Source organism: Mesorhizobium sp. LNJC391B00 (genome assembly GCF_000502535.1).
Taxonomy (GTDB): Bacteria; Pseudomonadota; Alphaproteobacteria; order Rhizobiales; family Rhizobiaceae; genus Mesorhizobium.
In genome coordinates, this window is the sequence record NZ_AYWI01000012.1 from 20,846 (window position 1) to 47,006 (window position 26,161).

General features: G+C 62.7%; 31 protein-coding genes. 23 read left to right on the plus strand and 8 right to left on the minus strand.

Annotation, left to right across the window (positions count from 1 at the left end):
• The first annotated feature begins 91 nt into the window (after positions 1-91).
• The 3 genes from X750_RS140735 (at position 92) to X750_RS0133550 (ending at position 2,773) form a co-directional block, all read left to right on the plus strand.
• Positions 92-1,720: a DNA alkylation response protein gene (locus X750_RS140735; protein ID WP_031243380.1), complete on the plus strand. Its 1,629-nt coding sequence runs from the start codon at positions 92-94 to the stop codon at positions 1,718-1,720.
• Positions 1,721-1,844: 124 nt separating this feature from the next.
• Positions 1,845-2,432 carry a hypothetical protein gene (locus X750_RS140730; RefSeq protein ID WP_023726664.1) on the plus strand — a complete coding sequence of 196 codons (588 nt, stop codon included), beginning with the start codon at positions 1,845-1,847 and terminating at the stop codon, positions 2,430-2,432.
• Positions 2,432-2,773 carry a DUF6105 family protein gene (locus X750_RS0133550; protein WP_023670995.1) on the plus strand — a complete coding sequence of 114 codons (342 nt, stop codon included), beginning with the start codon at positions 2,432-2,434 and terminating at the stop codon, positions 2,771-2,773. Before X750_RS140730 ends, X750_RS0133550 begins: the two co-directional genes overlap by 1 nt.
• Here the strand turns inward: X750_RS0133550 and ruvX are convergent.
• The gene (ruvX, locus tag X750_RS140725) at positions 2,691-3,197 is read right to left on the minus strand and encodes a Holliday junction resolvase RuvX (protein WP_023688595.1); all 507 of its coding nucleotides are present in this window, start codon (positions 3,195-3,197) and stop codon (positions 2,691-2,693) included. The two genes, X750_RS0133550 and ruvX, sit on opposite strands and share 83 nt — an antisense overlap.
• A 165-nt stretch (positions 3,198-3,362) precedes the next feature.
• Here ruvX and X750_RS140720 point away from each other — a divergent pair, with 165 nt between their 5' ends.
• The 7 genes from X750_RS140720 to X750_RS140690 all read left to right on the plus strand — a co-directional run bounded on the left by X750_RS140720 (position 3,363) and on the right by X750_RS140690 (position 8,294).
• On the plus strand, positions 3,363-4,070 hold the full coding sequence (locus X750_RS140720) for a metal-dependent hydrolase (protein ID WP_023670997.1): 708 nt from the start codon (positions 3,363-3,365) through the stop codon (positions 4,068-4,070).
• A 44-nt stretch (positions 4,071-4,114) separates the two neighbouring features.
• Positions 4,115-4,531 carry a hypothetical protein gene (locus X750_RS140715; RefSeq protein ID WP_023670998.1) on the plus strand — a complete coding sequence of 139 codons (417 nt, stop codon included), beginning with the start codon at positions 4,115-4,117 and terminating at the stop codon, positions 4,529-4,531.
• A 110-nt stretch (positions 4,532-4,641) separates the two neighbouring features.
• The gene (gatC, locus tag X750_RS140710) at positions 4,642-4,929 is read left to right on the plus strand and encodes an Asp-tRNA(Asn)/Glu-tRNA(Gln) amidotransferase subunit GatC (protein ID WP_023670999.1); all 288 of its coding nucleotides are present in this window, start codon (positions 4,642-4,644) and stop codon (positions 4,927-4,929) included.
• A 7-nt stretch (positions 4,930-4,936) separates the two neighbouring features.
• Positions 4,937-5,392 carry a GNAT family N-acetyltransferase gene (locus tag X750_RS140705; RefSeq protein WP_023748387.1) on the plus strand — a complete coding sequence of 152 codons (456 nt, stop codon included), beginning with the start codon at positions 4,937-4,939 and terminating at the stop codon, positions 5,390-5,392.
• Positions 5,392-6,957, plus strand: coding sequence for an amidase family protein (locus X750_RS140700; RefSeq protein WP_023693429.1), 1,566 nt, complete (start codon positions 5,392-5,394; stop codon positions 6,955-6,957). Before X750_RS140705 ends, X750_RS140700 begins: the two co-directional genes overlap by 1 nt.
• Position 6,958: 1 nt before the next feature.
• The gene (locus X750_RS140695) at positions 6,959-7,489 is read left to right on the plus strand and encodes a hypothetical protein (RefSeq protein WP_023748388.1); all 531 of its coding nucleotides are present in this window, start codon (positions 6,959-6,961) and stop codon (positions 7,487-7,489) included.
• A gap of 7 nt (positions 7,490-7,496) precedes the next feature.
• Positions 7,497-8,294 carry a YdcF family protein gene (locus tag X750_RS140690; protein WP_023748389.1) on the plus strand — a complete coding sequence of 266 codons (798 nt, stop codon included), beginning with the start codon at positions 7,497-7,499 and terminating at the stop codon, positions 8,292-8,294.
• Here the strand turns inward: X750_RS140690 and X750_RS140685 are convergent.
• Positions 8,243-8,986, minus strand: coding sequence for a DUF599 domain-containing protein (locus X750_RS140685; RefSeq protein ID WP_023671004.1), 744 nt, complete (start codon positions 8,984-8,986; stop codon positions 8,243-8,245). The two genes, X750_RS140690 and X750_RS140685, sit on opposite strands and share 52 nt — an antisense overlap.
• Before the next feature lie 272 nt (positions 8,987-9,258).
• Between X750_RS140685 and X750_RS140680 the strand changes: the two genes are divergently transcribed.
• The 4 genes from X750_RS140680 (at position 9,259) to X750_RS140665 (ending at position 12,711) form a co-directional block, all read left to right on the plus strand.
• The gene (locus X750_RS140680; RefSeq protein ID WP_023706221.1) at positions 9,259-10,662 is read left to right on the plus strand and encodes an L-serine ammonia-lyase; all 1,404 of its coding nucleotides are present in this window, start codon (positions 9,259-9,261) and stop codon (positions 10,660-10,662) included.
• Positions 10,663-10,740: 78 nt separating this feature from the next.
• The gene (locus X750_RS140675; protein ID WP_023671006.1) at positions 10,741-11,178 is read left to right on the plus strand and encodes a DUF1489 family protein; all 438 of its coding nucleotides are present in this window, start codon (positions 10,741-10,743) and stop codon (positions 11,176-11,178) included.
• A 103-nt stretch (positions 11,179-11,281) separates the two neighbouring features.
• Positions 11,282-12,013, plus strand: coding sequence for a hypothetical protein (locus tag X750_RS140670; protein ID WP_023748390.1), 732 nt, complete (start codon positions 11,282-11,284; stop codon positions 12,011-12,013).
• Positions 12,013-12,711, plus strand: a complete 699-nt coding sequence (locus tag X750_RS140665; protein ID WP_023748391.1) for a DnaJ domain-containing protein — start codon at positions 12,013-12,015, stop codon at positions 12,709-12,711. The genes X750_RS140670 and X750_RS140665 overlap by 1 nt, the downstream gene beginning before the upstream one ends.
• 46 nt (positions 12,712-12,757) lie before the next feature.
• Here the strand turns inward: X750_RS140665 and X750_RS140660 are convergent, their stop codons facing one another.
• Complete coding sequence (locus X750_RS140660; protein ID WP_023745120.1) at positions 12,758-14,209, minus strand: D-alanyl-D-alanine carboxypeptidase; 1,452 nt, start codon at positions 14,207-14,209, stop codon at positions 12,758-12,760.
• An 11-nt stretch (positions 14,210-14,220) separates the two neighbouring features.
• On the opposite strand from X750_RS140660, the gene X750_RS1000000166010 reads away from it, so the two are divergent.
• The 4 genes from X750_RS1000000166010 to clpA all read left to right on the plus strand — a co-directional run bounded on the left by X750_RS1000000166010 (position 14,221) and on the right by clpA (position 17,920).
• Positions 14,221-14,496 (plus strand): hypothetical protein, encoded by a 276-nt coding sequence (locus X750_RS1000000166010; protein ID WP_155927172.1) that lies wholly within the window; start codon positions 14,221-14,223, stop codon positions 14,494-14,496.
• On the plus strand, positions 14,493-14,822 hold the full coding sequence (locus X750_RS140655; RefSeq protein WP_023671011.1) for a phasin family protein: 330 nt from the start codon (positions 14,493-14,495) through the stop codon (positions 14,820-14,822). The genes X750_RS1000000166010 and X750_RS140655 overlap by 4 nt, the downstream gene beginning before the upstream one ends.
• Before the next feature lie 275 nt (positions 14,823-15,097).
• On the plus strand, positions 15,098-15,424 hold the full coding sequence (gene clpS, locus X750_RS140650) for an ATP-dependent Clp protease adapter ClpS (RefSeq protein WP_023671012.1): 327 nt from the start codon (positions 15,098-15,100) through the stop codon (positions 15,422-15,424).
• A 6-nt stretch (positions 15,425-15,430) separates the two neighbouring features.
• Complete coding sequence (gene clpA / locus X750_RS140645; protein WP_023671013.1) at positions 15,431-17,920, plus strand: ATP-dependent Clp protease ATP-binding subunit ClpA; 2,490 nt, start codon at positions 15,431-15,433, stop codon at positions 17,918-17,920.
• 102 nt (positions 17,921-18,022) lie between these two features.
• Here the strand turns inward: clpA and X750_RS140640 are convergent, their stop codons facing one another.
• The 5 genes from X750_RS140640 to X750_RS140620 all read right to left on the minus strand — a co-directional run bounded on the left by X750_RS140640 (position 18,023) and on the right by X750_RS140620 (position 22,241).
• On the minus strand, positions 18,023-19,237 hold the full coding sequence (locus tag X750_RS140640; protein WP_245271904.1) for a phosphatase PAP2 family protein: 1,215 nt from the start codon (positions 19,235-19,237) through the stop codon (positions 18,023-18,025).
• 1 nt (position 19,238) lies between these two features.
• Positions 19,239-19,667, minus strand: coding sequence for an HIT family protein (locus X750_RS140635; protein ID WP_023693438.1), 429 nt, complete (start codon positions 19,665-19,667; stop codon positions 19,239-19,241).
• 96 nt (positions 19,668-19,763) lie between these two features.
• The gene (locus tag X750_RS140630) at positions 19,764-20,978 is read right to left on the minus strand and encodes a GNAT family N-acetyltransferase (protein ID WP_023748395.1); all 1,215 of its coding nucleotides are present in this window, start codon (positions 20,976-20,978) and stop codon (positions 19,764-19,766) included.
• Between the two features lie 55 nt (positions 20,979-21,033).
• Entirely contained in the window at positions 21,034-21,762 is a 729-nt protein-coding gene (locus X750_RS140625) for a glycerophosphodiester phosphodiesterase (protein WP_031243384.1), read from the minus strand.
• A gap of 14 nt (positions 21,763-21,776) precedes the next feature.
• Positions 21,777-22,241, minus strand: coding sequence for a RidA family protein (locus tag X750_RS140620; protein ID WP_023700733.1), 465 nt, complete (start codon positions 22,239-22,241; stop codon positions 21,777-21,779).
• A 138-nt stretch (positions 22,242-22,379) separates the two neighbouring features.
• On the opposite strand from X750_RS140620, the gene X750_RS140615 reads away from it, so the two are divergent.
• The 5 genes from X750_RS140615 to tsf all read left to right on the plus strand — a co-directional run bounded on the left by X750_RS140615 (position 22,380) and on the right by tsf (position 26,133).
• A complete protein-coding gene (locus X750_RS140615) occupies positions 22,380-23,210 on the plus strand; it encodes a cell envelope integrity EipB family protein (RefSeq protein WP_023671019.1) in 831 nt (276 codons plus the stop codon).
• Between the two features lie 44 nt (positions 23,211-23,254).
• Positions 23,255-23,533, plus strand: coding sequence for a DUF4031 domain-containing protein (locus tag X750_RS140610; RefSeq protein ID WP_023748397.1), 279 nt, complete (start codon positions 23,255-23,257; stop codon positions 23,531-23,533).
• Positions 23,530-24,138 (plus strand): LysE family translocator, encoded by a 609-nt coding sequence (locus X750_RS140605; RefSeq protein WP_031243386.1) that lies wholly within the window; start codon positions 23,530-23,532, stop codon positions 24,136-24,138. The genes X750_RS140610 and X750_RS140605 overlap by 4 nt, the downstream gene beginning before the upstream one ends.
• Positions 24,139-24,315: 177 nt before the next feature.
• Complete coding sequence (rpsB, locus tag X750_RS140600) at positions 24,316-25,104, plus strand: 30S ribosomal protein S2 (protein ID WP_023671022.1); 789 nt, start codon at positions 24,316-24,318, stop codon at positions 25,102-25,104.
• Between the two features lie 108 nt (positions 25,105-25,212).
• Positions 25,213-26,133 (plus strand): translation elongation factor Ts, encoded by a 921-nt coding sequence (gene tsf / locus X750_RS140595; protein ID WP_023748400.1) that lies wholly within the window; start codon positions 25,213-25,215, stop codon positions 26,131-26,133.
• Positions 26,134-26,161: the final 28 nt, after the last annotated feature.

Here is a 26,161-nt window from a genome sequence, read left to right on the forward strand (position 1 = left end):
CTATATCTAGCCGATTGCTTCGGATTCGAAGCCTTGTGATGATAGGCCTTTCTACCGTTAGAAGGCCCTTCTACTTTCAGAAGGATTGGGCGTGAACGACGACGTGACCAACCAGCCGCCGCCGCTGACGGGCGGCAACGCCTGGCGGGGCGATCCGTTGCTGATCCAGCTTGCCGAGCGCTTTTCCGATCCGGTGCGCAAGGACCTCGACGGGCTTGGCCGGTTCGTCCTGACGCAGGAGGCGCAGGAGCTGGCGCGCCTCGCCAATGTCGAGACGCCGAAGCTCCGCACGCATGACCGTCAGGGCCGGCGCATCGACCTCGTCGAATTCCATCCGGCCTATCATGCGCTGATGCGCCGCTCGGTTGCCGGCGGCCTGCATTCCTCGATCTGGGAAAACGGCGATAGCGAGATCGGCCGTCGCCATCAGGTGCGCGCCGCGCGTTTCTACCTGACCGCCGAACTCGAGACCGGGCATCTCTGCCCCATCACCATGACCAGCGCTTCGCTGGCCGCCCTGATGGCCAGCCCAAAGCTGTTTCGCGAATGGGCGCCGCGCGTGACGACGCGCAAATACGACCAGAGCCAGAAGCCGCCGGTCGACAAGGCCGGGCTGACGCTCGGCATGGGCATGACCGAAAAGCAGGGCGGCACCGACGTGCGCGCCAACACCACACGGGCCGAACGCGCCGGCAGCGGCTTTTATCGCCTCACCGGCCACAAATGGTTCATGTCGGCGCCGATGTCGGACGCTTTTCTCGTGCTTGGACAGGCGCCGGAAGGGCTTTCCTGTTTTCTCGTCCCGCGCATCCTCGGCGACGGTTCCGGCAACGGCTTCCGCTTTCAGCGGCTGAAGGACAAGCTCGGCAACCGCTCCAACGCCTCATCGGAGGTAGAGTTCGTCAACGCCATCGGCGAGATGGTCGGCGAGCCCGGCGCCGGTATAAAGACGATCATGGACATGGTCACGCTGACCCGGCTCGACTGCGCCGTCGCCTCGTCGGCAATCATGCGAGCGGGGCTGGCTGAGGCCGTGCATCACGCCCGTCACCGCCAGGTGGCCGGCTCGACGCTGATCGAACAGCCGCTTATGCAGCGCGTGCTGGCGGACATGGCGCTCGATGTCGCCGCCGCCACGGCACTCTCGTTCCGACTGGCGCGCTCCTTCGACGAGGCTGCCGGCGACCGCGGCGAGGCTGCTTTTGCCCGCGCCATGACCCCGGTGGTCAAATACTGGGTCTGCAAGATCGCGCCGCCACTGCTCTATGAGGCGATGGAGTGCCTCGGCGGCAATGGCTATGTCGAGGAAGCGCCGCTCGCCCGCTACTACCGCGAAGCCCCGGTCAATGCGATCTGGGAGGGCTCAGGCAATGTCATGGCGCTCGACGTGCTGCGCGTGCTCGGCCGCGCGCCCGGCCTGTTCGAGGAGGTGCTGGCCGGCATCGACCGCGATCTCGGCGCCGGCGGACGCGGAACCATTGGCGTGCTCAAGGCGGCCATGCAGGTCGCCGGCACCGATGAGGGGTCGGCCCGCCTGCTGACCGAACAGCTGGCGCTGTCGGCGGCAGCTGCGGAATTGCGCCGGCTGGGGGCAGGGCGGATTGCGGCCGCCTTCGTCGAGACGCGGCTCGCCGGCCAGTGGCGCAACACCTATGGCATGCTCGATTCGCGCCACGATGCGCGCATGATCATCGACACGCTCTATCCGCCGGTGAATTGAGGGCCTTCCGCCAGGCCGTGAACGAATTTGCCTGCCTGTGGACAGCCGTTAACCTTAACGAATGGTTTCCGTTGCAGCCGCAGGCCGCAGACCCCACTGTCTTTGTCACCAAAGCAGGAATGCCATGCGGCACATTTTGACGTCCTTTCTGGCCTTGCACTGGGCGCTGGTTTTCGCCCTGCTGGCGTTCATCTGTGTCGATGGAAACCGCGGCGTTGCGGGCGCTCTGGGCGTGCTCGGCGTCGTCGTGGAAAACACTCGTCTGGCCGATCTCGACAATGCTGCCGTCGTGGCGCCGCTGGCCATCGCCTTGCTGGTCGTGGCGGTGCTGTTTTGCTGGGTCTTCGTCGAGAGCCTGGTTAACGCCGCAGCGAGCCCGGACGAAGCCGACAGTGTGGCGCGGACCGCCTTCATTTCGGCATCCGCGGTGTTGTCGCTCATCCTGATCGGCGGCGCAGCGCGAGGCATCAACGGCCTGTTTTTGGTTGTCGCCGTGCAATTGGCGGCACTTCTGGCCTCCTATGTCGCCATGCTGGCCGAGCGGAGGTCGGTCTTCGCTGTCATGGTTTCTCGGGAGGCAGAGAGCCGCGCCACCGCCCATGCCATGGCCAAGGGTGCCGCGCACGGCTCCTTGCTATCGCGCATTTCCGGCCGTCCGGACATTGGTCCCAGCGGTCGCAGAGGCGGCTCCAGCCGCAGGGACGGTCACTGATGCGCACGCTGTTCGCATTGTGGGCCGCGCCACTCGCTCTGTTCTGGGGCTGGTTCTTCCTGTCGCTCAACGACATCAATTTCGGCTACGTCATGCTCAGCCGGCAGCTGCATGATTTCGTGTTTCAGCTCTACGGGCAGATGCTGGGCATCGATCCGGCGATCATTCCGGGCATGGTGGCAAGGGCCTGCATCTTCGACGGCTTCCTGCTGATGGCATTGTGGGCGTTTCGCCGCCGCCGCAACATCATGGCCTGGGTCAGGCGGCAGGCGGGGAATCCGGTTCCGTCCGATCGCGTGGGTCAAGCGACTGGAGCCGGTCCAGAACTCCCTGCAGAATAAAGGCCGCAGCCGCCGAATCGATCTTGCCGGCGCGCTTTCGGCGCGAGAAATCCATCTCGATCAGCGTCCGCTCCGCCGCCACCGTCGACAGCCGCTCGTCCCACAGCACAAAGGGCAGGTCGGTTATACCTGCCATGTTGCGCACGAAGGCGCGCGACTTCTGGGCGCGGGGACCTTCCGAACCGTCCATGTTGATGGGGAGACCGAGTACAAACGCGCCGACATTGTCCTTCTGCAGCTGGGCGAGCAGCGCTGCCGCATCCAGCGAAAACTTTTTGCGCAGGATGACCGCGCGCGGATGGGCGAAGGACAGGCCGCGGTCGGAAACGGCGACACCGATCGTCTTGTCGCCGAGGTCGAGCCCGGCCAGCGTCCTGCCGCCCTCCAGCCGTGCCGGCAGATCCTCGATTGCTATGATGCCCAACGGCTTTCCCCAACCAGTTTTACCGTGACCCAGTCTAACCGTGACCCAGACTTGCCGTCACAAAGAGCGCGACACGTTCTTTTGAACCGCGAGCACACTATGTCACTTTAATTTTGCTGCCGGCGTTCTATCTTCCGGCGCAACCAAAATCGAGGAACACGATCGATGAAATTGACCTGGTACGGACATTCCGCCTTCCGCGTCGAGACATCAGGCGCGAACATCCTGATCGACCCCTATCTCGTCGGCAACCCATCATGGACGAGCGGCTGGGAGGGGCCGGCGGAAGGCGTCACCCATGTGCTTCTGACCCACGGCCACAGTGATCATGTCAGCGGCGCGGTGGAGGTGCTGAAGAAGAGCGGCGCCCAGCTGGTCGCCAATTACGAGATCTGCATGTACCTGGTCGGCAAGGGCGTCGACGGCAAGAAGATCAATCCCGGCAATCATGGCGGCACCGTCGATTGCGGTGCCTTCACCACCACATTCGTGCAGGCACTGCATTCCTCGTCGTTTGGGCTCGATGGCGGCCAGAACGTCTACCTCGGCAATCCCAACGGGCTGGTCCTGCATTTCCCGGAGGACAAGACGCTCTACCATATGGGCGACACCGACATCTTCTCCGATATGGCGCTGATCGAGGAATTGCATGAGCCGAAGATCGGCCTCGTGCCGGTCGGCGACCGCTTCACCATGGGCGGCGCGGTGGCGGCCCTGGCCTGCCGGCGCTTCTTCCACTTCGACACCGTCGTGCCATGCCACTTCGGCACCTTCCCGATCATCGACGCGACGGCGGAGAAGTTCGTGGCCGGCCTCGAAGGATCAGGTGTCGACGTAGCCTTGCCAGCCATCGGCCAAACGATCACACTATAGAGCGATCGTTGAAACGATCCCTTGTCGCAAAGGGGAATTAAACCATGGGTTTGAGAGAGACTCTTTGCGTTTCGATGCTGGTCGCTGCGTCGCCCGCATCCGCCGCCGAGGACTTCATCAAGGGCGTTTACCTCCAGACCCAGGAGCTTTGCGCGCAAGCCAAAAAGGACACGCTGCAGACGCTGATTGACACCGGCAATGTCATCTTGTCGGCGGACGGCCTGCAAAGCGTCGAGTATAATTGCGAGTTCGTCCAGGTCACCAAGGCGACGCGCTCGCCGAGCTGGGCGGTCACTGCCATCTGCCAGGAGCCGGGCTTTCTCTTTCCCGATATACTGTCGATCACGCAGATGAACGCGACCCAAATCGACATCGTCTCGGTGCGCCCGACCGCCGACGAAGGCGAGCAGGCCGGCAATGGCGGCAGCTATTATCTGTGCGAGGGTGTATCGCTGCCCTAGGCTGAAATGCCGCCCTGGCATGAACGGGCTCTATCCCCAAGCACGATCGATGTTGCGCGGCACGCGCCACGCCGCTATAGCGCCATCTGGTTTTCCCAAAGGCTAAAGACATGTCCGTTGATCTGCAAACTGTGAAGCGCGTCGCGCGTCTCGCCCGCATTGCGGTGAGCGAGGAGGATGCCGAGCGCATGACCGGCGAGCTGAACGCCATTCTGGGCTTTGTCGAGCAGCTGAACGAGGTCGATGTCTCCGGCGTCGAACCGATGACATCGGTGACCCCGATGGAGATGAAGAAGCGCCAAGACATCGTCACCGACGGCAACAAGGCTGCCGATATCGTCGCCAACGCGCCGGCCACTGACGAGAATTTCTTCCTCGTGCCGAAGGTCGTGGAGTAGCTGGCCGATGGCAATCGAGATCGCCGTCGAAACGCCGCTGCAGGACGATGTCCGCGCTTTGGTCGAGGAACTCAACGCGACGCTGCTCGAACTGACGCCGCCGGAGCATTGCTACCATCTGACGGTCGAGCAGATGGCTGGCGACGACACCACCGTGTTCATCGCCCGCGAAGACGGGCAAGCCATCGGTTGCGGCGCGCTGAAGCGCCATGATGCCCGCGTCGGTGAGGTCAAGCGTATGTACACGCGGCCTTCGCATCGGGGCAGGAAGATCGGCGCCAAGATCGTCGAACATGTCGAAACGCTGGCGCGCAGCGAAGGGCTGAAGCGTCTGGTGCTGGAAACCGGCGACCGCCATCCCGCCGCCTGGACCGTCTATGAACGCGCCGGCTTCTCGCGCTGCGGGCCGGTGCTGGATTATCCCGATTCCGAGTGGTCGGTGTTTTACGAAAAGAGCCTTTGATGAGCGAACTGACCCATCTGACAATTTCGCAGGCGCGCGCCAAGCTGCGCGCCAAGGAGATTTCTGCCGTCGAAATCACCGAGGCCTATCTCGGTGCCATCGAGCGCGCCAATCCGGTGCTCAATGCCTACATCGTCGTCACCGGCGACAAGGCGCGCGATATGGCCAAAGCTTCCGACGCCAGGCTCGCCAAGGGCCAGGGCGGTGCGCTGGAAGGCATCCCGCTCGGCATCAAGGACCTGTTCGGCACCGAAGGTATCCACACCCAGGCCTGCAGCCATGTGCTGGACGGCTTCAAGCCGCGCTACGAATCGACCGTCACCGCCAATCTGTGGGCAGACGGCGCCGTCATGCTGGGCAAGCTTAACATGGACGAGTTCGCCATGGGCTCGTCCAACGAGACCTCCTATTACGGCCCTGTCGTCAATCCGTGGCGGCGTTCGCGCCTCGACACGGTGGTGATGCCGACCACGCATCAGGGCGATGGCGGTTTCGTTTCGGCCGGCGGCACCAAGACCGCGCGCACGCTGGACAATGCCCAACTGGTGCCCGGCGGCTCCTCGGGGGGCTCGGCTTCCGCCGTCTCGGCTTTCCTGTGCGCCGGCGCCACCGCCACCGACACCGGCGGCTCGATCCGCCAGCCAGCCGCCTTCACCGGCACCGTCGGCATCAAGCCGACCTATGGCCGCTGCTCGCGCTGGGGCATCGTCGCCTTCGCTTCGTCGCTCGATCAGGCCGGCCCGATCGCCCGGGACGTGCGCGATGCCGCGATCATGCTGAAGTCCATGGCCTCGGTCGACCCCAAGGACACCACTTCCGTCGACCGGCCGGTGCCGGATTACGAGGCGGCGATCGGCAAACCGATCAGGGGCATGAAGGTCGGCATTCCCCGGGAATACCGCGTCGACGGCATGCCGGAAGAGATCGAGGCGCTGTGGCAGAAGGGCATTGCCTGGCTCAGGGATGCCGGCGCCGAGATCGTCGACATCTCGCTGCCGCACACCAAATACGCTTTGCCGGCTTATTATATCGTTGCGCCCGCCGAAGCGTCATCCAATCTGGCGCGCTATGACGGCGTCCGCTACGGCCTGCGCGTGCCGGGCCAGGACATTGTCGACATGTACGAAAAGACCCGAGCCGCCGGGTTCGGTCGGGAGGTCAAGCGTCGCATCATGATCGGCACCTATGTGCTGTCGGCGGGCTATTACGATGCCTACTATCTGCAGGCGCAGAAGGTGCGCAATTTGATCAAGCGCGACTTCGAGACGGTTTTTGCCGACGGCGTCGACGTCATCCTGACGCCGGCGACGCCGTCGGCCGCCTTCGGCATCGCTGACGAGGACATGGCCGCCGATCCGGTGAAAATGTACCTCAACGACATTTTCACGGTGACCGTGAACATGGCCGGACTGCCGGGCATTGCCGTGCCTGCCGGCCTCGATGCCAAGGGCCTGCCGCTCGGCCTGCAGCTGATTGGCCGTCCCTTCGACGAGGAAACCCTGTTCCAGACAGCCGCCGTCATCGAGCAGGCGGCGGGAACCTTCCAGCCGGAGAAGTGGTGGTAGCATGCCGCCTCCGTCTCGCATTTCCATCGTCGAGACGGGAAACGAACTGCTGATCGCGAACCCGCCACGCACCTCGGATTTCAGGACAGTCTTTGTCCTGATCGGGGCCGCGATCGTCGCCTACACCGGCTACATGGGATTGACGGATATGTCGTCCGCAACGCTCACCAGCGGCACGCTCGGCCTGCTGTCCTTCGTGGCGGTCATTGCCCTCTTCACCTATTTCCTGGGCAAGGATTTCATCTGGCGGGTGTTCGGCAGGGAAACCCTGCGGCTGACCGACACCGCAGCCGTGCGCTCGGTGAGGGGTTCTTTGCGAAATCGGTGGTCACTGCCTTTGAAAGGGCATCTTAGGGTCGAAATCCTCGACCACACCTATCCCACGGACGAAGTGGAACTGTCGGAAGTCATCAGCTTAACCAACGCGAACGGCGTCCTTGTTTTCGGCAGGGAGTTAAGCCGCCTCGAAGCGGAAGCGGCAGCGAGTGCGGTCGAGCACTTCATCGGCCGTCACAATTTGAGCTGGAGATAGGCAGGCAATGTTCTTCTATCTCTCCAAGATATTCTGGTTCTTCGTCCAACCACTCAACCTGGCGATCTTCCTGCTGCTTGCCGGCTTGCTCGCGGCGCTGATCGGCCGCCGGCGATTGGCGGCGGCGGGCAGTGTGTTCGCCTTCCTGATTCTGGCGTTGTCGGCCTGGACGTCGCTTGGCGCCATGATGCTCAATCCGCTCGAAGAGCGCTTCCCAAAGCCGCCGCTGCCGCGGAAGGTCGACGGCATCGTCGTGCTCGGCGGCGGCTTCGAGGGCGCCATCAACCTGGCGCGCGGCGGCTATGAGCTGAATTCGGGCGGCGACCGCATGGTCGAGGCGGCGATCATTGCCCGGCGCTTTCCCGAGGCGAAAGTGGTTATCTCCGGCGGCACCGGTGAACTGTTCATCGATGGCGAGGGCGATGCGGCCACCGCGCCGCGCCTGCTCGGTGCGCTTGGCGTCGACGCCGATCGCCTGATGCTCGAGAACAAATCCCGCAACACCTATGAGAATGCGGTCTTCACCAAGGAACTGGTAACGCCGAAACCGGGCGAGACCTGGCTGCTGGTGACCTCCGCCTTCCACATGCCGCGCGCCAAGGCGCTGTTCGACAAGGCCGGCTTTCAGACGGTCCCGTGGCCTGTCGACTATCGCACCTCGGGCAAGGAAGGCTTTGGCCTGTTTCGCGACAACGCACCCGATTCGCTGCAGACCACGACCATGGCGATCCGCGAATGGATCGGGCTCGCCGCCTATTGGCTATCGGGCCGGATCGACCAGCTTTTCCCCGGCCCGGGCGGCTGACCGATCACCGCTTGTCGCGCCGCTGAAAAGAACTGGCGCCGCACCAGCACCGCCAGAAGCAGCAGCGTCGACAGCACGAACACGATCGGGTCGACGAACCAGCCGAGATAGCCGATCGAGAAGAACACCGCGCGCAGGCCTGAATTGAAATGCTTGCCGGCCAGCATGTTCATGCGCGCCGCGCGCCACACCGCCGTTTCGCTGACCGGGTTGCGTGACGCCTCGCCATAGGGGATCGGCACCGCGCCGATCAGGATCGTGCAGTAGTTGAAGAGACGGTAGGCCCAGCCGAACTTGAAGAAGGCGAAGGCCAGGATCAGCACCAGGCCAAAGACCTTGATCTGAAAGGCGGAGCGCGATGAGGTCGCGTTCAACGGCAGGTCGTTCAGCACGGCAAGGACCTGATCCGAGGCGCCAAGCAGCGCGAAACAGCCACCGAGCGCAATCAGCGAACTGGAGGCGAAAAAGGCGGTGCCTTGCTGCAGGCCGCTCATGATGGCGGTGTCGACGATGCGGATTTCGCGCTCGGCCATGGTGCGCATCCAGGCCTCGCGCTGCACGTTCATGGCCATCGTCAACGACACCCGGCTGACCAGTCTGCCGTCGGACGCCAGCGTATGCAGCAACCATGCGAGCAGGAAGAAAGCCAGCGCCGCCAGATCAGCCGTCGACAGATGGAAGGAATCGCCCATGCCCCCTTTTACCACAGGCAAAGCGGTCAGTTCGATGCTCCAATGCATGCCGCCCAGAAGTGAGCTGCGGTTCTGGGACAACGATATGCATTGAAACAAGAACTTAAAGCGCGTCGCATGAATCCGTTTCAGCGCGACGCGCTTTCAGCCGGGGATGTCGCTGCCGGAGCAAACAAGGTCGGCAGGTGCAGCGCCGCAATCCGCAAAACAGCACAAACATCATGGAAAATCCTATATGTAGGTCTTGATCCCATTCCCGGAGACGGCGCACCGTGTTTCTTTCGGTTTTCGACTTGTTCAAGATCGGCATCGGACCGTCGAGTTCGCACACGATGGGACCGATGACGGCGGCGTGGCGGTTTCTCGACGAGATCGCCGGAGATGACTGGCCGCGCCCGGCCGGCGCGAAAGTTGATCGTCTGGGCGCCAGCCTGCACGGTTCGCTCGCCTATACCGGTATCGGCCATGGCTCGGATCGCGCCGTTGTCCTCGGCCTTGCCGGCCTGACACCGAAGACGGTCGATCCCGATCAGGCCGAGGGCATCGCCACGCGCATCGCCGCCGAGAAGCGGATATCGCCACACGGCCATCCCTCCTATCGCTTCGACCCGGCGACGGATCTGGTGCTCGACCGCAAGACGCCGCTCGCCGGCCACGCCAACGGCATGACCTTCTACGCTTACGATGCCGGCGACCGGCTGCTGCTCAAGCGCATCTATTATTCCATCGGCGGCGGCTTCGTGGTGTCCGAGGAAGAGCTGCAGCGGATGAAGGTGAAGGGCTCGGTGACCACAGAAGGCAAGAAGGTGCCCTATCCCTTCAAGAACGCCGTCGAGATGCTGAAGATGGCAGGCAAAAGCGGCCTGTCTATCGCCGACATGAAGCGCATCAATGAAGAGACGCATATGTCGCGCGAGGAGCTCGACAGCGGCCTCGATGCGATCTGGGGCGCCATGAAGGGCTGCATCGACCGCGGCCTGTCGCAGGACGGCATCATGCCGGGCGGGCTGAAAGTGCGCCGTCGTGCCCGCATGCTGCACGACAAGCTGCAGGAGCAATGGCAGCAGAACAAGCCCAACCCTTTGCTGGCCAATGACTGGCTGTCGATCTACGCCATGGCGGTGAACGAAGAGAACGCCGCCGGTGGACGCGTCGTCACCGCGCCGACCAATGGCGCGGCCGGCACATTGCCGGCGGTGCTGCGTTACTGGCTGCATTTCCACCCCGAGGCCGACCAGCCGAGCATCCGCGACTTCCTGCTCACGGCCGCCGCCGTCGGCGGCATCATCAAGACCAATGCCTCGATCTCCGGCGCCGAAGTCGGCTGCCAGGGCGAGGTCGGCTCGGCCTCGGCGATGGCTGCCGCGGGTCTCTGCGCCGTCATGGGCGGCACGCCCGAGCAGGTCGAGAACGCCGCCGAAATCGCGCTCGAACATCATCTCGGCATGACTTGCGATCCGGTCGGCGGTCTGGTCCAGGTGCCTTGCATCGAGCGCAACGCGCTCGGCGCCGTCAAGGCGGTCACCGCCGCCTCTCTGGCGATCAAGGGCGACGGCGTCCATTTCGTGCCGCTCGACGCCGCAATCGAAACAATGCGCCAGACGGGCCTCGACATGAACGAGAAGTACAAGGAAACCAGCCTTGGTGGGCTCGCCGTCAATGTCGTGGAATGCTGACCGCGCAACGCCACTGGCACTGTGGAGAAGTCGGGCAGGGCCGTTGACGCAATCGCGCGCCGGACTAAACCTTAAGCGATGGCACTCAATCTCCTAAAACTGTGCGTCGGTTGCGACAGCGTCGAGGACCTCGAAGAATGGATCGCCTTCCGCCTCGATGAGCGCCGCCGCGCCGGCGAACCCGCCGAGCACTGGCACACAACCCGCATGGTGCCGACGCGCGGCGCCGAGGTCACCGATGGCGGTTCGCTTTATTGGGTGATCAAGGGCAGCGTGCAATGCCGCCAGCTGATCACTGATATCAGGCCCTTCACCGACGACGAAGGCATCGGCCGTTGCCGCCTGATGCTCGACCTCGACGTCGTGCGCACCGACTGGCAGCCGCGCCGCGCCTTCCAGGGCTGGCGTTATCTCAAACCTTCGGATGCGCCCGCCGATATCGGCAAGGGCAAGGCCGGAATGGTCGAGATGCCGCCGAAACTGAAGCGCGAGCTCGCCGATCTGGGCTTGCTGTAGAGCCAAGGGCGCGGCCGCTTCTCCCAGAGCGTCGAGCGCTGGCCCTTCATCTTGTCCAAGGCTGGACTTGCAAGGGGGCCGACAACGCCACATCTTGCTTCCTATGAGCGACAAGAAGCAGCGCGTGCCCGCCAGGGCCGATCCTGCGCCGGTCAAGCCTCAATCCAATGCCGGCGAGATCGACGCCTTTATCCGTCAGGCCCGGACGCTTGCCGCGTCCGCGACCGGCTCCGGGCGGCTGATCCTTGCGCTCGACGCCACGATGAGCCGCCAGCCGACCTGGGATCTCGCCACCAAGCTGCAGGGCGAAATGTTCGACGCCGTCGGCAAGGCCGGAACTCTCAGCGTCCAACTGGCCTATTTTCGCGGGTTGGGCGAGTGCCGCTCGTCGGCTTTTGTCGCCGACACCAATGCCCTGAAGCAGCTGATGACGCGGATCGACTGCCGTGCCGGCCACACCCAGATCGGCAAGGTGCTGGCGCATGCGCTGAAGGAAACGGCGGCGGCCAAGGTCAATGCTCTGGTCTATATCGGCGACGCCATGGAAGAGGATATCGACGACCTGGCGCAGAAGGCCGGCAGCCTCGGTCTGCACGGCGTTCCCGTCTTCGTCTTCCAGGAAGGCCATGATCCCGGCGCAGAAAAGGCGTTCAAGGAGATTGCGCGGCTGTCCAAAGGGGCTTGGTTCCGATTTGATCGGCGGGCTGCCGCGACCTTGGCCGGGCTGCTTTCGGCGGTTGCCGTCTATGCGACGGGTGGATTGAAGGCGCTCGAGGCAAGGGACAGGCCGGGAGATCGGCTGCTGATCGAGCATCTCAGGGGCGGCGGGAATTGATGGGCGCTATCATTGCACTTGTTGCACTGTTTCTGGTGCTGCTCGGCGCGGCGACGATCTTTGTCCGTGCCGATGCGCAAAAACTGGCAAGCGGCATGCGCACGCTCGGGCCGGTGCTTCTGGCGCTGGTTGGCCTTGCCGTGCTGGTGGTCGGGCGCGAAGGCATTGCCGGCCTCATCCTGGCCGCGGCCCTTGCCTGGTACGGTTCGATGCGAATGAAGGGGCCGTCGGTCGGGCCGGCGCCCGGCAAGCGCTCGACGGTGCGGACCGCCGCACTGGAAATGGAGCTTGATCACGATACGGGCGGGCTTGAAGGCCTGGTTCTGGCCGGCCGCCATGAAGGCAAGATGCTGGGCGCGATGGGCCTGGCCGAGCTGCAGCAGCTTTACCGCGAACTCCCCGGCGACCCGGAGAGCCGCCAGCTCCTAGAGACGTATCTTGACGGCCGTTTTCCCGTCTGGCGCAAAGACGCTGAGGCGAACGGTGGCGAAGGGCTGGGTGTTGCGCCAGGTGCGGGCGCCATGACTAAGGAGGAGGCCTACAAGATCCTTGGTCTTGAAGCGGGGGCCGCCGCGGCGGATGTCCGCAAGGCGCACCGCCGCCTGATGCAGCGCCTGCACCCCGACATCGGCGGCACGTCTTTCCTGGCGGCGCGGATCAACGAAGCCAAGGACGTCTTGCTCTCCAATCACAACTAGTCTCCTTCGACGCAGTAAATTTCCGGGAGATGGTTCCGACGCCGCCCTACTGTTGGACGGCGTAGCAGGCGATTTTCTTTTTCTTCAGGGCATTGCAGGCATTCCAGGCCGCGTCCTTCGAGCGGAAGCCGCCGAACCGGGCGCGGTAATAGGTCTCGCCATCCTTTTCGAAGGCGACGGTGAAACCGGAAGCAGCCCCAAGAACTTTGGGCGCCTGCTTGGCGGTCTTGTCGAGGAAAGCCTGGGCTTCGGACTGCTTGGGCGACGACGCCACCTGCACCGCCCAACCAGCCGGCACCGAGGCCGTGTTGACCGGGTCGACCGCCTGTGGGGATACAGGCGTGGGTTCGGCATAGGCAGCCACAATCTGCGCAGTTTCGACCTTCGGCGCCGTCACGATGACGGTCTTGACCTTCCTGGTCTTGACGACGGGGGCGGGCTCTTCGACCGCGGCCACCGTCTGTTCGTCGGCAGACTGGCCTTCAGCAGACTGCTCGTCAGCGGATGTCGGATCGTCATTGGACGCTACGGCATCGTCTTCAACGATCGGCTTGCCATCCGGCGTCGGCGCGTCATGCTTGGGCAGGAAGACCTTGGCCAGCGCCTTGACCGGATTGTCGCCGCCGGCCTTGGCGACCAGGGCGCCGCCGCCGCGGGTCGATGCGCGCGGCATGTAGGCGTTGATCAGGCCGGCCATCTGGTTGTCGCGGCTGCGCCCCGAAGTGCCGCCCATGACGACGGCGACGAGGCGGCGGTTGCCATCCGAAACCGACGAGACGAGGTTGAAGCCGGAGGCGCGGGTATAGCCGGTCTTGATGCCGTCGACGCCCTTGATGCGGCCGAGCAGACGGTTGTGGCCATTGATGCGCTGGCGGCCGTAAAGGAAGGAGCGCTGCGAGAAATAGCCGTAATACTGCGGATAATGTTCCCTGAGCGCTATGCCGAGCATCGCCATGTCGTGGGCGGTTGTGAACTGGCCGGGATCGGGCAGGCCGTTGGCATTGCGAAACACGGTGCCGTCCATGCCGAGCGCGCGCGCCTTCGCGGTCATCATGCGGGCGAAATTGCTTTCGCTGCCGCCGAGCAGTTCGCCGAGCGCGGTCGCCGAATCATTGGCCGACTTGGTCACCATCGACAGGATGGCGGTTTCGACCGAAACCGCTCCGCCCGCCTTGACGCCGAGCTTGGTCGGCGGTTCGGCCGCCGCTTTGGCCGAGAACGGCACGGGCGTGTTCCTGCTGATCCGGCCCTTCGCCATGGCCTCGAAGGTCAGATAGAGCGTCATCATCTTGGTCAGCGACGCCGGGTAGCGCCGGCCGTTGGCATCGGACGAATAAAGCACCTTGCCGGTCTTGGCGTCGACGACGATCGCCGAAGACCTGGCGGCCATCGAGGACGCGGCATCCGCAACGACAAATGACATCGCCAAAGCGAGGATCATGATCGTTTTGAGGGAAGATGCGGATTTTGAACCGAAGACCGACAACGCCTGACGCACTGATAGTTCCTTTGAAACTCATTGCCATGGAGGCGGCAAAGGGATCCGACCTCACTTGTCGTCAAACTATCGCGGCCAGCGTTACCAATCCGTTTATGGTAACCGGCGCGTTCACCATTTTCCTCGGGCTTGAGCCTTTCTTTATTCGAATTTTAGCTGTTGCCGGCGCAGCGCGGCCTGATGCCGCTGAAATCTTGACTTTTGTGCAGCGCACAATATATTCTCGTGCATTGCACAACCGCGCTCAGGCAAGGGCGCTTCAAAACGCCAAGGGAAACGTCAAATGACCCAGACCTACGAGGACTTCTCGAAATACGGCAAGGAGTTTGCCGATACCGGATTGAAGAGCTTCACCTCGCTCTCTAAGGGCGCGCAGGCGATCGCCACTGAAGCTGGCGAATACACCAAGAAGAGCTTCGAAGCCGGCAGCGCCGCGGTCGAAAAGCTGTTCTCCGCCAAGTCGCTGGAAAAGGCGGTCGAGATCCAGTCCGACTTCGCCAAGCAGAGCTATGAGAGCTTCGTTGCCGAGGCGACCAAGTTCGGCGATCTCTATGCCGATCTCGCCAAGGAGGCTTACAAGCCCTTCGAGTCGATTGTCGCCAAGGCGAAGTAATTTCGCTCGAGAATACCAGGCACGGCCTTTCGGGCTTGCAAAACAGACCCGGTCGCGGATGCGCGGCCGGGTTTTTTCATGCCGGTTCAATTCCGGGGCTTTGGCGGTTCACGATTTTGAAAATCGCCTCGGTTTCCCCACCTAGCCATATTGTCAGCTAACAAGAAGGGCTTAAAATCGTCCATCGAACACCTACATATCGAACTCGCATGGGGATTCGAAAGAGGCAGGACTACGTGACTTCAGGTTTGACTGCCACGACAAGCGTGGTGCGGATGCAAAGTGACGGCGACGGCAATGAGGCCGGTCGCGGCACAGCCGTCATTACGCGCACGAAGACCAAGACCAAGAAGCCCAGCCTTTACAGGGTCCTCATCCTCAACGACGACTACACGCCCATGGAGTTCGTGGTTCACGTCCTGGAGCGTTTTTTTCAAAAGGACCGCGAAGCCGCCACACGCATCATGCTTCATGTTCACAATCATGGGGTGGGAGAGTGCGGGGTCTATACATTCGAGGTGGCCGAGACCAAAGTGTCTCAGGTCATGGATTTCGCCCGACAGAATCAGCATCCGCTGCAATGCGTGATGGAGAAGAAGTGAGGTAACATGCCGGCTTTCTCCCAAGGCCTGGAAAAGGCGCTTCACCAGGCGCTGACGCTCGCCAATGAGCGGCACCATGAATATGCAACCCTAGAACATCTGCTGCTCGCCCTCATCGACGACACGGAGGCGGCCGCCGTCATGCGCGCCTGCAACGTCGATCTCGACGAGCTGAAGCACACCGTTCTGACCTATATCGACACCGAGCTCGATAATCTCGTCACCGGCTACGATGAGGATTCCAAGCCGACCGCCGGCTTCCAGCGCGTCATCCAGCGCGCGGTGATCCATGTGCAGTCGTCGGGCCGCGAGGAAGTATCCGGCGCCAACGTGCTCGTCGCCATCTTTGCCGAGCGCGAGAGCCATGCCGCTTATTTCCTGCAGGAACAGCAGATGACCCGCTACGACGCGGTCAACTACATCTCGCACGGCATCGCCAAGCGCCCCGGCGCATCGGAGACGCGCTCGCCGCGCGGCGCCGATGACGAGCAGGGCGGCCAGAACGGCGCCGAGCCGCAGGAGGAAGGCGGCAAGAAGAAGCAGCAGCAGGATGCGCTGACGGCTTATTGCGTCAACCTCAACAACAAGGCCAAGGCCGGCAAGATCGATCCGCTGATCGGCCGCGAGAGCGAAATCAACCGCACCATCCAGGTGCTGTGCCGCCGCTCCAAGAACAACCCGCTCTATGTCGGCGATCCCGGCGTCGGCAAGACGGCGATTGCCGAAGGTCTGGCCAAGCGCATCGTCGAAGGCGACGTGCCCGAAGTGCTGCAGGACGCCACCATTTTCGCGCTCGACATGGGCACGCTTCTGGCCGGCACCCGCTACCGTGGCGATTTCGAAGAGCGGCTGAAGCAGGTTGTCAAGGAGCTAGAGGATTATCCCGGCGCCGTGCTGTTCATCGACGAGATCCACACCGTCATCGGCGCCGGTGCGACGTCCGGCGGCGCGATGGATGCGTCGAACCTGTTGAAGCCGGCGCTGTCTTCGGGTGCCATCCGCTGCATCGGCTCGACCACTTACAAGGAGTTCCGCCAGTTCTTCGAGAAGGACCGCGCTCTGGTGCGGCGCTTCCAGAAGATCGACGTCAACGAGCCGACCATCGAGGACGCCATCGAGATCATGAAGGGCCTCAAGCCCTATTATGAGGAATTCCACAAGGTGAAGTTCACCAACGAGGCGATCAAGGCTTCGGTGGAACTGTCGGCCCGCTACATCAACGACCGCAAGCTGCCGGACAAGGCGATCGACGTGATCGACGAGACGGGCGCCTCGCAGATGCTGGTGCCGGAAGCCAAGCGCAAAAAGACGATCGGCATCAAGGAGATCGAAGCCACGATCGCCACGATGGCCCGCATCCCGCCGAAGACGGTTTCGGCAGACGACGAGAAGGTGCTGCAAGGCCTCGACATCGAGCTGAAGCGCGTCGTCTATGGCCAGGACACCGCCATCACCGCGCTGACCTCGGCGATCAAGCTGGCACGTGCCGGCCTGCGCGAACCGGAAAAGCCGATCGGCTCCTACCTGTTCTCAGGCCCGACCGGCGTCGGCAAGACCGAAGTCGCCAAGCAGTTGGCTGCCTCGCTCGGCGTCGAGCTGATCCGCTTCGACATGTCGGAATATATGGAACGCCACACCGTCTCGCGGTTGATCGGCGCGCCTCCCGGCTATGTCGGCTTCGACCAGGGCGGTCTGCTTACCGACGGGGTCGACCAGCATCCGCACTGCGTGCTCTTGCTGGATGAAGTCGAGAAGGCGCATCCGGACCTGTTCAACATCCTGTTGCAGGTCATGGACCACGGCAAGCTGACCGACCATAACGGCAAGCAGATCGACTTCCGCAATGTCATCCTTATCATGACCACCAATGCGGGCGCATCCGATGCGCAGCGCGCGGCGATCGGTTTCGGATCGACCAAGCGCGAAGGCGACGATGTCGAGGCCATCAACCGGTTGTTCACGCCGGAGTTCCGCAACCGTCTCGATGCGATCATCCCGTTCGGTTCGCTGCCGGTGCCGGTCATCCATCAGGTGGTGCAGAAGTTCGTCATGCAGCTCGAGGCCCAGCTCTCCGAGCGGGGCGTCACCTTCGACCTGTCGTCCGACGCGATCGCCTGGCTGGCCGACAAGGGCTATGATGAGCGCATGGGTGCGCGGCCGCTCGGCCGGGTCATCCAGGAGCACATCAAGAAGCCGTTGGCCGACGAGGTGCTGTTCGGCAAGCTCAAGAAGGGCGGCACGGTGCGCGTCACCGTCGAGAAGAAGGAAACCGGCGAAACCGGCCTGAAGCTCGAATCACTGGCCGACGAAGCCCCGGTGCAGCCGAAGCAGGAGCCGGAAGAGGCGCCGAAAGCCCGCAAGGCGGTGGCCAAGAAGCCCGTCGCCAAGAAGGCGGTGGCGCAGAAGCCTCAGCCCAAGGGCAAGGACGAGCCTGAGCCGAAGGGCAAGGACGGCGGCAAGCGCAGCCTGGTGCCGCAACTGCCGCGCAAGAGCTAAAAAGTTCGCCTATGAAAAAAGGGCCCGGTGACGGGCCCTTTTTCATTGGCTGGCCGGTTTGCCGACACAGCGCCCCTGCTTTTCAGGTCAGATGTTGTTAGGTCAGGCGGCGACGCCCTCGGGTGCAAACTTGCCCAGGAAGTACCCGCACGCCTTCCAGATGGCGATCGAAATCAGAACGCTTGCATAGCCATCCACGGCATAATGCCAGCCAAGGACGACCGAGCCGACCATGATGATTGCGGCGAATGCCCACATCAAAAGGCCGGCCAACCATGAGCGGCGTGTTGCATAAAGCGCGAAAAGCACCGCCATCGCTACATGCATGGACGGGAAGGCGGATATGCCGAGACTGCCTGGCGTCGCCCCGATATAGCCGCTCCACACAATGTCCTGCGTGCTGAGCGCCCAGATCGGATAGATGCGATCGGCGGCGGCGAGTGCTTGCATCAGGGAATGATAGTCGCTGCCCAGCCCCAGTCGCTCGTAAAAGCACGGCCCTGCCGAAGACAGGCCCATCGCCAGGAAAAAACCCGCCAGTATCCACACGAGCATGAAGCTCATCAGGAACTGGTGACGCAGCTTCGTGTCCCTGCGCGTGATGCAAGCGATGAAGACCGAGGCGATAAGGACGACGAACCAGGAATTGTAAGCCAGGTTGAACGATCTTACGGCGAGCGGCGACTGGACGATAAACCATAGCCATTCATGGGGCGCTCGGCCGAAATGCAGCACCCGGTCGGCCTGAGCCAATGCGTGATCCCATGCGAATGGCGAAAGGATCGCGACCGCGCCTTTCAACACACCGAAAGCGGATATGAGCGCAATGCACGCGGCCAGACCATTCAGGCTGTTGGCGTTGCGCTCGGCGTCGCCGAAGACGCCGCCGATCGATCGCAGGAAAGTGCCGAGCGGCTCAGGATCCCGCTTGATGAGTGCAAGGTGAAAAAAGCTGCCGAGTGCGAAGGCGCAGCCACCGATCCAGAAAGCGAAAAGAAGGTATTGGGAATAGTCTTCCAGCACGCCGAAATCCGGCATGTTTCCGGTGCGCAGGCCGACCGCGGCTGCCAAAAGCAGGGCAGCGATGGCCATCGCGTGCAGCAGGCGGTGTCGCCGGTACGCGTCCGCCAAGGTGCGCAGAAAGGCCCGCCCGGCAGCTGCTTTTACCAACGGCTCTGATGTCGCAACCGAATGTTCCACGATTTTGAAAACCCAAACGCATCCCGGTACGGAGCACGTTATCACGGCGTGGTTTGATATTTTCCTAACCGACGTGGTGGATTGTGGCTGAGCGCATCGCCGTGAGGCGCGCGCCACCTCAACCGTTCAGCGCTGCCCGGATCCTGGCCGCGTTCTCCGTCAGCACTTCGGGCTTCTCCATCTGCCCCGTATGCGGCTTGAGGGCGATGCCTTCGAACCGCGGGATGACATGGACATGAAGGTGATAGACGGTCTGGCCAGACGCCGGTTCGTTGAACTGCAGGATGGTGACCCCGTCAGCGCCGAAAGCCTTTTTGACCGCCAGCGCCACCTTCTGGACCGTGGTGAACAGCCGGCCGAGCGTCGCCGGATCGGCGTCGAGCAGATTGCGCGACGGTGCTTTGGGCACCACCAGCGTGTGACCGGGGCCTTGCGGCATCACATCCATGAAGGCGACCACGGCATCATCCTCGTAGACGCGGTGCGACGGGATTTCGCCGCGCAGGATCTTCGCGAAGATATTGCTGGGGTCGTAGGCCTCGGTCATGGCGGCGCTCCGGGAGTATGCTCCCGGTGTAGCGAAGCTGTCCCGGACCGGCAAGATGGTCCGGCGATATCGACAGGCGAGGGCAGGGGCGGATCGCTATTCCTCAAGATCCTTGCGGAACGGCGTATGCTCTTCCAGGATTTCGCCCATCCGCTCGACCTCGCGGCGTTCCCGCCGGAGATAGTCGGCCACAGCGTTCCGCAGGCCGGGATGTGCGATGTAGTGTGCCGAATGCATGGTCACGGGACGGTAGCCGCGCGCCAGCTTGTGCTCGCCCTGCGCGCCAGCCTCGACCACCTTCAGCTTGCGCTCGATGGCGAAGTCGATGGCCTGATGGTAGCAGACTTCGAAATGCAGGAACGGGTGGTCCTCGATGCAGCCCCAATTGCGGCCGTAGAGCGCACCGGAGCCGATGAAGTTGATGGCGCCGGCGACATAGCGGCCATTGCGCTTGGCCATGATCAACAGGATGTCCTGGGACATGCGCTCGCCGATCAGCGAGAAGAACTTGCGGTTGAGGTAGGGCCGGCCCCATTTGCGGCTGCCCGTATCCATATAGAAGGCGAAGAAATCGTCCCACGCCTTTTCGGTCAGGTCCTTGCCGGTCAGCCGGTCGATCGAGATACCGTTGGCGAGCGCCTCGCGGCGCTCCTTCTTCATCGCCTTGCGCTTGCGCGACGCCAGCGTGGCGAGAAAGTCGTCATAGGTCGAAAAGCCTTCGTTGAAGAAATGGAACTGCTGGTCGGTGCGGTGCAGGAAGCCGGCTGCTTCCAGCGTTGCAACGTCGCTTTCATTGGCGAAGGTGACATGCGCGGAGGACACGCCGAGCTTTTCCGTCACCGCCTTCAGGCCCGCTGCGAGACCGGCCTTCACAATGGCGCTGTCCTCGCCCTTGCTGACCAGCAGGCGAGGGCCGGTGACCGGAGAGAACGGCACGGCGCATTGCAGTTTCGGATAGTAGTTGCCGCCGGCGCGTTCGAACGCATCGGACCAGCCGTGGTCGAAGACATATTCGCCCTGGCTGTGCGATTTGAGATAGCAGGGCACGGCGCCCAGCAATCTGCCTTGGGCATTTTCCAGTCTGAGATGATGACCTTGCCAGCCGGTACGCCGCACGGCGCAGCCGGAATCTTCAAGCGCGCTCAGAAAAGCATATGAAACGAGAGGGTTATAGCCATTTTCTGTGTCGCTGCGGGTTGTGCCGGTAAAGCCGTTCCACTCGTCGCAGGTGAAGGCATTGATGCCGGCGGCGACGCGGATGGAAAACTCCGCATTCGCCGTTTGCCCGTCGCCTTCATCACCTTGATCCATGGGGCTTATTTAAGCTCTGTCGGGGCCGCTACAAGTCACGTTTCAGGCACTTCCATCAGGCGACATTGACCAGATCGGGTTCGAACCCTTCGAACGTCATCTGGTCGGCGTATTTGAAGGTGAGATCCACCGCCGGCTGGTCATGCACCGTCCAGGTGATGACAGGCATTTTAAGCCTTTCGCGCACGAAGCTGACGAACGGGTTCGGCAGATCGCCCGCGGCATAGGAGGTGAAGGCGAGGTCATGCGCCAGCATGGCGAAATGCGCCTCGATCAACTGGTTGTCCTTGCCATAGGCCGTGAGCCCGCCCGGAATTCCTGGCGCATCCCTGGGGAAATCGCGGACCAGCCAATGGTCGAACGACATGATCGCCGCCTTGCCCTTGTAGCGCTCCAGCATCTTGCCGACGCTCGCCACCAGGCCCTCGTCGTAGCCGGGCACGCCCTTCAATTCGATAACCATCGGCACACGGCCATCGACCACGTCGAGCGCTTGCTGCAACGTCGGTATATGGTCCCTGGTGCCGCCGATCTTGAGTGCCGTCATTTCCGCCGCCGTGCGCTGCCAGACGAAGCCGTCCTGGCCGGTCAACCGCCTGAGATCGCCGTCATGAATGATGACGGGGACGCGGTCGGACGACAGATGCACGTCGCATTCGATCGCATAGCCGCGCTCGGCGGCAGCCGCGAAGGCCGACAGCGTGTTTTCCCAGCGCGTCTTGTTCATGTCGTGAAAGCCGCGATGCGCCACCGGGCGGGCGGTCAGCCAGGAAAGGTCGGTCATTGTCTTGGTCCTGCTCATGCGACCTCGAAGACGGCTTCGATTTCCACTGCGGCATTAAGCGGCAGACAGGCGGTGCCGACGGCGGAGCGGGCGTGCTTGCCGCGCTCGCCAAGGGCCGCGACCAGGAAATCGGAGGCGCCATTGGCGACCAGATGCTGCTCGACGAAATCCGGCACTGATGCAACAAAGACGGTGATCTTGACCAGCCGCTGGATTTTTTCGAGATCGCCAAGTGCTGCTTTTGCTTGGGCCAAGACATTGATTGCGCAGTACTTTGCGCCTTCCTTGCCGGTTTCGGTATCGACGTCGCGGCCGAGCAGGCCGCTTGCCTGCAGCTTGCCGTCCTTGAGCGGCAACTGCCCGGCGGTGAACAAAAGATTGCCGGACCTGCAATAGGGCACATAGTTCGCGGCGGGCGCTGCGGCGGCAGGTATCGTCACGCCGAGATCGCTTAGCCGCTTTTCGATTGTTTCACTCATCGTATTTCCCTATTGCTTGGAGACGCCGCGCTGGCCGGGCCGAAATTGCTATTTTTGCCTCGCTTCCGCCACGACTTTTTTTAAGCTGGACCATCCTTACCTGCGGCCTGCCATCAGCTGCGACGATCGGAGCCCTTTATGCGCGCAACGCGCCTTGCCTTCCACGCCGTTCTCGTTCCGGTGCTGTTCTCGATGGCTCCAGCCTTTGCCGTGCCGGCGCTGCAGGCGCATCGCGCCGTCTACGATCTTACCCTCGACAAGGCGTCGGACCGCTCGGGCATCACCGGCATTTCCGGCCGCATGGTCTATGAGTTCAACGGCTCGCCCTGCGAGGGCTATACGGTAAAATTCCGTTTCGTCACCCAGATCGCCACCGGCGACAACACCAGGCTGACCGACCAGCAGACGACCACGTTCGAGGACGCTGAAGGCAAGACCTTCTCGTTCGTGACCAAATCCTTCGTCGACCAGAACCTAGACAAGGAGGTCAAGGGCACCGCCACGAAAGAGACCAAGGGCCTCAAGGTCGACATCGACAAGCCCGAGAAGAACAGCCTGGAACTCGCCGCTACTCAGTTCCCGACCCAGCATCTGGTCGAACTGATCGGCAAGGCCGAGAAGGGCGAGAATTTCTACGAAACCAGCCTGTTCGACGGTTCGGAGGATGCCAACAAGGTGATGACCACCACCGTCATCGTCGGCAAGAAGGCCGAGGGCGACAAGGCCGACCCCGAAGCGCCGGCGCTGGCCAAGCTTGCAGGCGACAAATACTGGCCGGTCGACATCGCCTATTTCGACGAGACCGACAAATCGGGCGAAGAGGTGCCGGAATACCGCATCAGCTTCAAGCTGCACGAGAACGGCATCACCCGCGACCTCACAATGGACTATGGCGAGTTCTCGATGACCGGAAAGCTGGTCAACCTGTCGCTGTTCGATCAGACCAAGCCTTGCCCGGTCTCGAAATAGCAACAATGCGGCGCTGGCCACGGCAGGCTTGATGGCAGTTCCCGATGGCGATCTATGTCGATGCGGCGATCTGGAAATGGGCCGGCCATCGCTGGTGCCACCTGATGGCCGACGATACGGACGAACTGCATCGTTTCGCCGCCGAGCTTGGCGTCAAGCGTTCGTCCTACCAGGGGCCGCCCAGGACATCGGCGCCGCACTATGACATAACCGGCTTCGAGCGCGACCGGGCGGTGCGGCTCGGCGCCATCGAATGCAGCCGCGAGGAGATCGTTGCGATCTTCAGGCGCGTACGGGTACCCAACGGAAAGGGCCGATCGTGACCCTAACGGCATTCCTGGCTTATTGCCTTGCCATCACACTTGCCGCCGCCACGCCGGGACCGGCGATGTTCACGGTGATCACCAACGGCGTGGCACGCGGCTTCCTGCGTGCGTTCGTCGCCGGAATGGGCATTGCCGCCGGCGATGCCGTGCTGGTCACCCTGGCACTGCTCGGGCTGGTGGCGCTGGCCCAGACCTTCGAATGGGTGTTTCTCCTGTTGAAATACGCCGGTGCGGCCTACCTGATTTTCCTCGGCATCAAGATGTGGCGGGCCGCGGCCGCGCAATCGGCCGCGCAAGGAATCCCCCAAACCGGATTGTCGCGTTCGTTCCTGCTTGGCGCCTCCGTGGCGCTCGGCAACCCGAAGGCGATCCTGTTCCACGCCTCGATCATGCCGCTGATCCTCAACCTCGACACCATGACGTTTGCCGACGGCCTGCTGGTGGTGGCAGTCGTCGTCGGCGCCAATATTCTCACCATGGGCATCTACGCCGCGCTGGCGGGCAGGGCATCCGGCTGGTTCAGGACGCCCGAACGCATGCGGCTGATTAACCGGTTCGCCGGCAGCGCCATGATCACCGGAGCGCTGATTGCCGCACGCTGAGCGATGAAGCACCTCACCGCTTGCGTTTGCAGCGCTTCCCCTCTATATGCGCGCTCATTCCACACACGGACTTTGGTGTCTGCCCGGGAGAAATCCGGCTGAAACCTCCGGTGGCGTTCGAGGACAAAGTCCAAAAATGCCTGTGTCCGTGGAGGCTAACCGGAAAAGGAACTAAGAATGGCACTGCCTGATTTCAGCATGCGCCAGCTTTTGGAAGCTGGCATTCACTTCGGCCACCAGACCCACCGCTGGAACCCGAAGATGGCGCCTTACATCTACGGCGCCCGCAACAACATCCACATCATCGACCTGTCGCAGACGGTGCCTTTGCTGCACCAGGCTCTGAAGCAGGTTTCCGACACCGTTGCCAAGGGCGGCCGCGTGCTGTTCGTCGGCACCAAGCGCCAGGCGTCCGACATCGTCGCCGACGCCGCACAGCGTTCGGCCCAATACTATGTCAACTCGCGTTGGCTCGGCGGCATGCTGACCAACTGGAAGACGATCTCGAATTCGATCCAGCGCCTGCGCAAGCTCGACGAGATGCTGGCCGGCGAAGCCCAGGGCCTGACCAAGAAGGAACGCCTGAACCTCGACCGCGAGCGCGAGAAGCTCGACAAGGCGCTCGGCGGTATCAAGGACATGGGCTCGACGCCCGACCTGATGTTCGTCATCGACACCAACAAGGAAGCGATCGCCATTCTCGAGGCCAAGCGCCTCGGCATTCCGGTCGTTGCCATCATCGATTCGAACTGCGATCCGGACAAGATCGACTTCCCGATCCCCGGTAATGACGACGCGGCGCGCGCCATCCAGCTCTATTGCGACCTGATCGCCAAGGCTGCCATCGACGGCATCGCCCGCCAGCAGGGCGCGCTCGGCGTCGACATCGGCGCCTCGGTCGAAGCTCCGGTCGAACCGGCGCTTGATCCGGCTCCGGCCCCGGCTGCGGACGCTCCGGAAGCTTGACAATCGAAGGCCGGTTGCGGCCTTCATCATTCTCATATTTGGCACGCTAGACGGACGCATCACCGAGTACCGGTGGTGCGTCGGTGCATTTAAAACAAAGAGGCGACAATGAGCATTTCGGCTGCACAGGTCAAAGAACTCCGCGACTTGACCGGCGCGGGCATGATGGACTGCAAGGCGGCGTTGACCGAGACCAACGGCAACATCGAAGAGGCCGTCGACTGGCTGCGCAAGAAGGGCATTTCCAAGGCCGACAAGAAGGCTGGCCGTACTGCCGCCGAAGGCCTGATCGGCGTCGACTCCGGCGTCCGCGAGGCCGCCATCGTCGAGGTTAACTCCGAGACCGATTTCGTGGCCCGCAACGAGCAGTTCCAGGAGATCGTTCGCAATGTCGCCAAGGTCGCGCTTGCTTATGGCACGACGGAGGCTGTCTCTGCCGCAAAGTATCCGGGTTCGGACAAGTCGGTCACTGACACCATCAAGGACGCCGTTGGCACCATTGGCGAGAACATGAGCTTCCGCCGTTCGGCCAAGCTCACCGTCCCGCACGGTGCTGTCGCAACCTACGTCCACAATGCGGTTGCCGATGGTCTTGGCAAGCTCGGCGTTCTGGTCGCGATCGAGACCACGGGCAATGAGCATGCCACCAACGCCTTTGGCCGCCAGGTCGCCATGCATGTCGCCGCCACCAACCCGCTGGCGTTGACCGCCGAGCAGATCGATCCGGCAGCGGTCGAGCGCGAGAAGGCGATCTTCGCCGACCAGGCGCGCCAGTCCGGCAAGCCGGAAGCGATCATCGAAAAGATGGTCGAAGGCCGCCTGCGCAAGTTCTACGAGGAAGTCGTGCTCCTCAAGCAGGCCTTCGTGCTCAATCCCGACATCACTGTCGAGCAGGCGCTGAAGGATGCCGAGAAGGACATCGGCGCTCCGGCCAAGATCTCCGCCTATCTGCGCTTTGCGCTGGGCGAAGGCATCGAAAAGGAAGAGACCGATTTCGCGGCGGAAGTCGCGGCGGCGGTGAAGAAGTAGTTTAAAAATAGCCCCTGAAAAGGGGCTT

Coding starts and splice junctions, on each gene's coding strand:
- X750_RS140730 (WP_023726664.1), top strand. CDS start 1,845: ATGCGGCACATTTTGACGTCCTTTCTGGCCTTGCACTGGGCGCTGGTT.
- X750_RS140665 (WP_023748391.1), top strand. CDS start 12,013: ATGGGCGCTATCATTGCACTTGTTGCACTGTTTCTGGTGCTGCTCGGC.
- X750_RS140690 (WP_023748389.1), top strand. CDS start 7,497: ATGTTCTTCTATCTCTCCAAGATATTCTGGTTCTTCGTCCAACCACTC.
- X750_RS140635 (WP_023693438.1), bottom strand. CDS start 19,667: ATGACCGAGGCCTACGACCCCAGCAATATCTTCGCGAAGATCCTGCGC.
- X750_RS140720 (WP_023670997.1), top strand. CDS start 3,363: ATGAAATTGACCTGGTACGGACATTCCGCCTTCCGCGTCGAGACATCA.
- X750_RS140675 (WP_023671006.1), top strand. CDS start 10,741: ATGGCACTCAATCTCCTAAAACTGTGCGTCGGTTGCGACAGCGTCGAG.
- X750_RS140610 (WP_023748397.1), top strand. CDS start 23,255: ATGGCGATCTATGTCGATGCGGCGATCTGGAAATGGGCCGGCCATCGC.
- gatC (WP_023670999.1), top strand. CDS start 4,642: ATGTCCGTTGATCTGCAAACTGTGAAGCGCGTCGCGCGTCTCGCCCGC.
- clpA (WP_023671013.1), top strand. CDS start 15,431: ATGCCGGCTTTCTCCCAAGGCCTGGAAAAGGCGCTTCACCAGGCGCTG.
- X750_RS140685 (WP_023671004.1), bottom strand. CDS start 8,986: ATGGGCGATTCCTTCCATCTGTCGACGGCTGATCTGGCGGCGCTGGCT.
- X750_RS140715 (WP_023670998.1), top strand. CDS start 4,115: ATGGGTTTGAGAGAGACTCTTTGCGTTTCGATGCTGGTCGCTGCGTCG.
- X750_RS140630 (WP_023748395.1), bottom strand. CDS start 20,978: ATGGATCAAGGTGATGAAGGCGACGGGCAAACGGCGAATGCGGAGTTT.
- X750_RS0133550 (WP_023670995.1), top strand. CDS start 2,432: ATGCGCACGCTGTTCGCATTGTGGGCCGCGCCACTCGCTCTGTTCTGG.
- clpS (WP_023671012.1), top strand. CDS start 15,098: ATGCAAAGTGACGGCGACGGCAATGAGGCCGGTCGCGGCACAGCCGTC.
- X750_RS140695 (WP_023748388.1), top strand. CDS start 6,959: ATGCCGCCTCCGTCTCGCATTTCCATCGTCGAGACGGGAAACGAACTG.
- tsf (WP_023748400.1), top strand. CDS start 25,213: ATGAGCATTTCGGCTGCACAGGTCAAAGAACTCCGCGACTTGACCGGC.
- X750_RS140620 (WP_023700733.1), bottom strand. CDS start 22,241: ATGAGTGAAACAATCGAAAAGCGGCTAAGCGATCTCGGCGTGACGATA.
- X750_RS140700 (WP_023693429.1), top strand. CDS start 5,392: ATGAGCGAACTGACCCATCTGACAATTTCGCAGGCGCGCGCCAAGCTG.
- X750_RS140615 (WP_023671019.1), top strand. CDS start 22,380: ATGCGCGCAACGCGCCTTGCCTTCCACGCCGTTCTCGTTCCGGTGCTG.
- X750_RS140655 (WP_023671011.1), top strand. CDS start 14,493: ATGACCCAGACCTACGAGGACTTCTCGAAATACGGCAAGGAGTTTGCC.
- X750_RS140670 (WP_023748390.1), top strand. CDS start 11,282: ATGAGCGACAAGAAGCAGCGCGTGCCCGCCAGGGCCGATCCTGCGCCG.
- rpsB (WP_023671022.1), top strand. CDS start 24,316: ATGGCACTGCCTGATTTCAGCATGCGCCAGCTTTTGGAAGCTGGCATT.
- X750_RS140705 (WP_023748387.1), top strand. CDS start 4,937: ATGGCAATCGAGATCGCCGTCGAAACGCCGCTGCAGGACGATGTCCGC.
- X750_RS140625 (WP_031243384.1), bottom strand. CDS start 21,762: ATGACCGACCTTTCCTGGCTGACCGCCCGCCCGGTGGCGCATCGCGGC.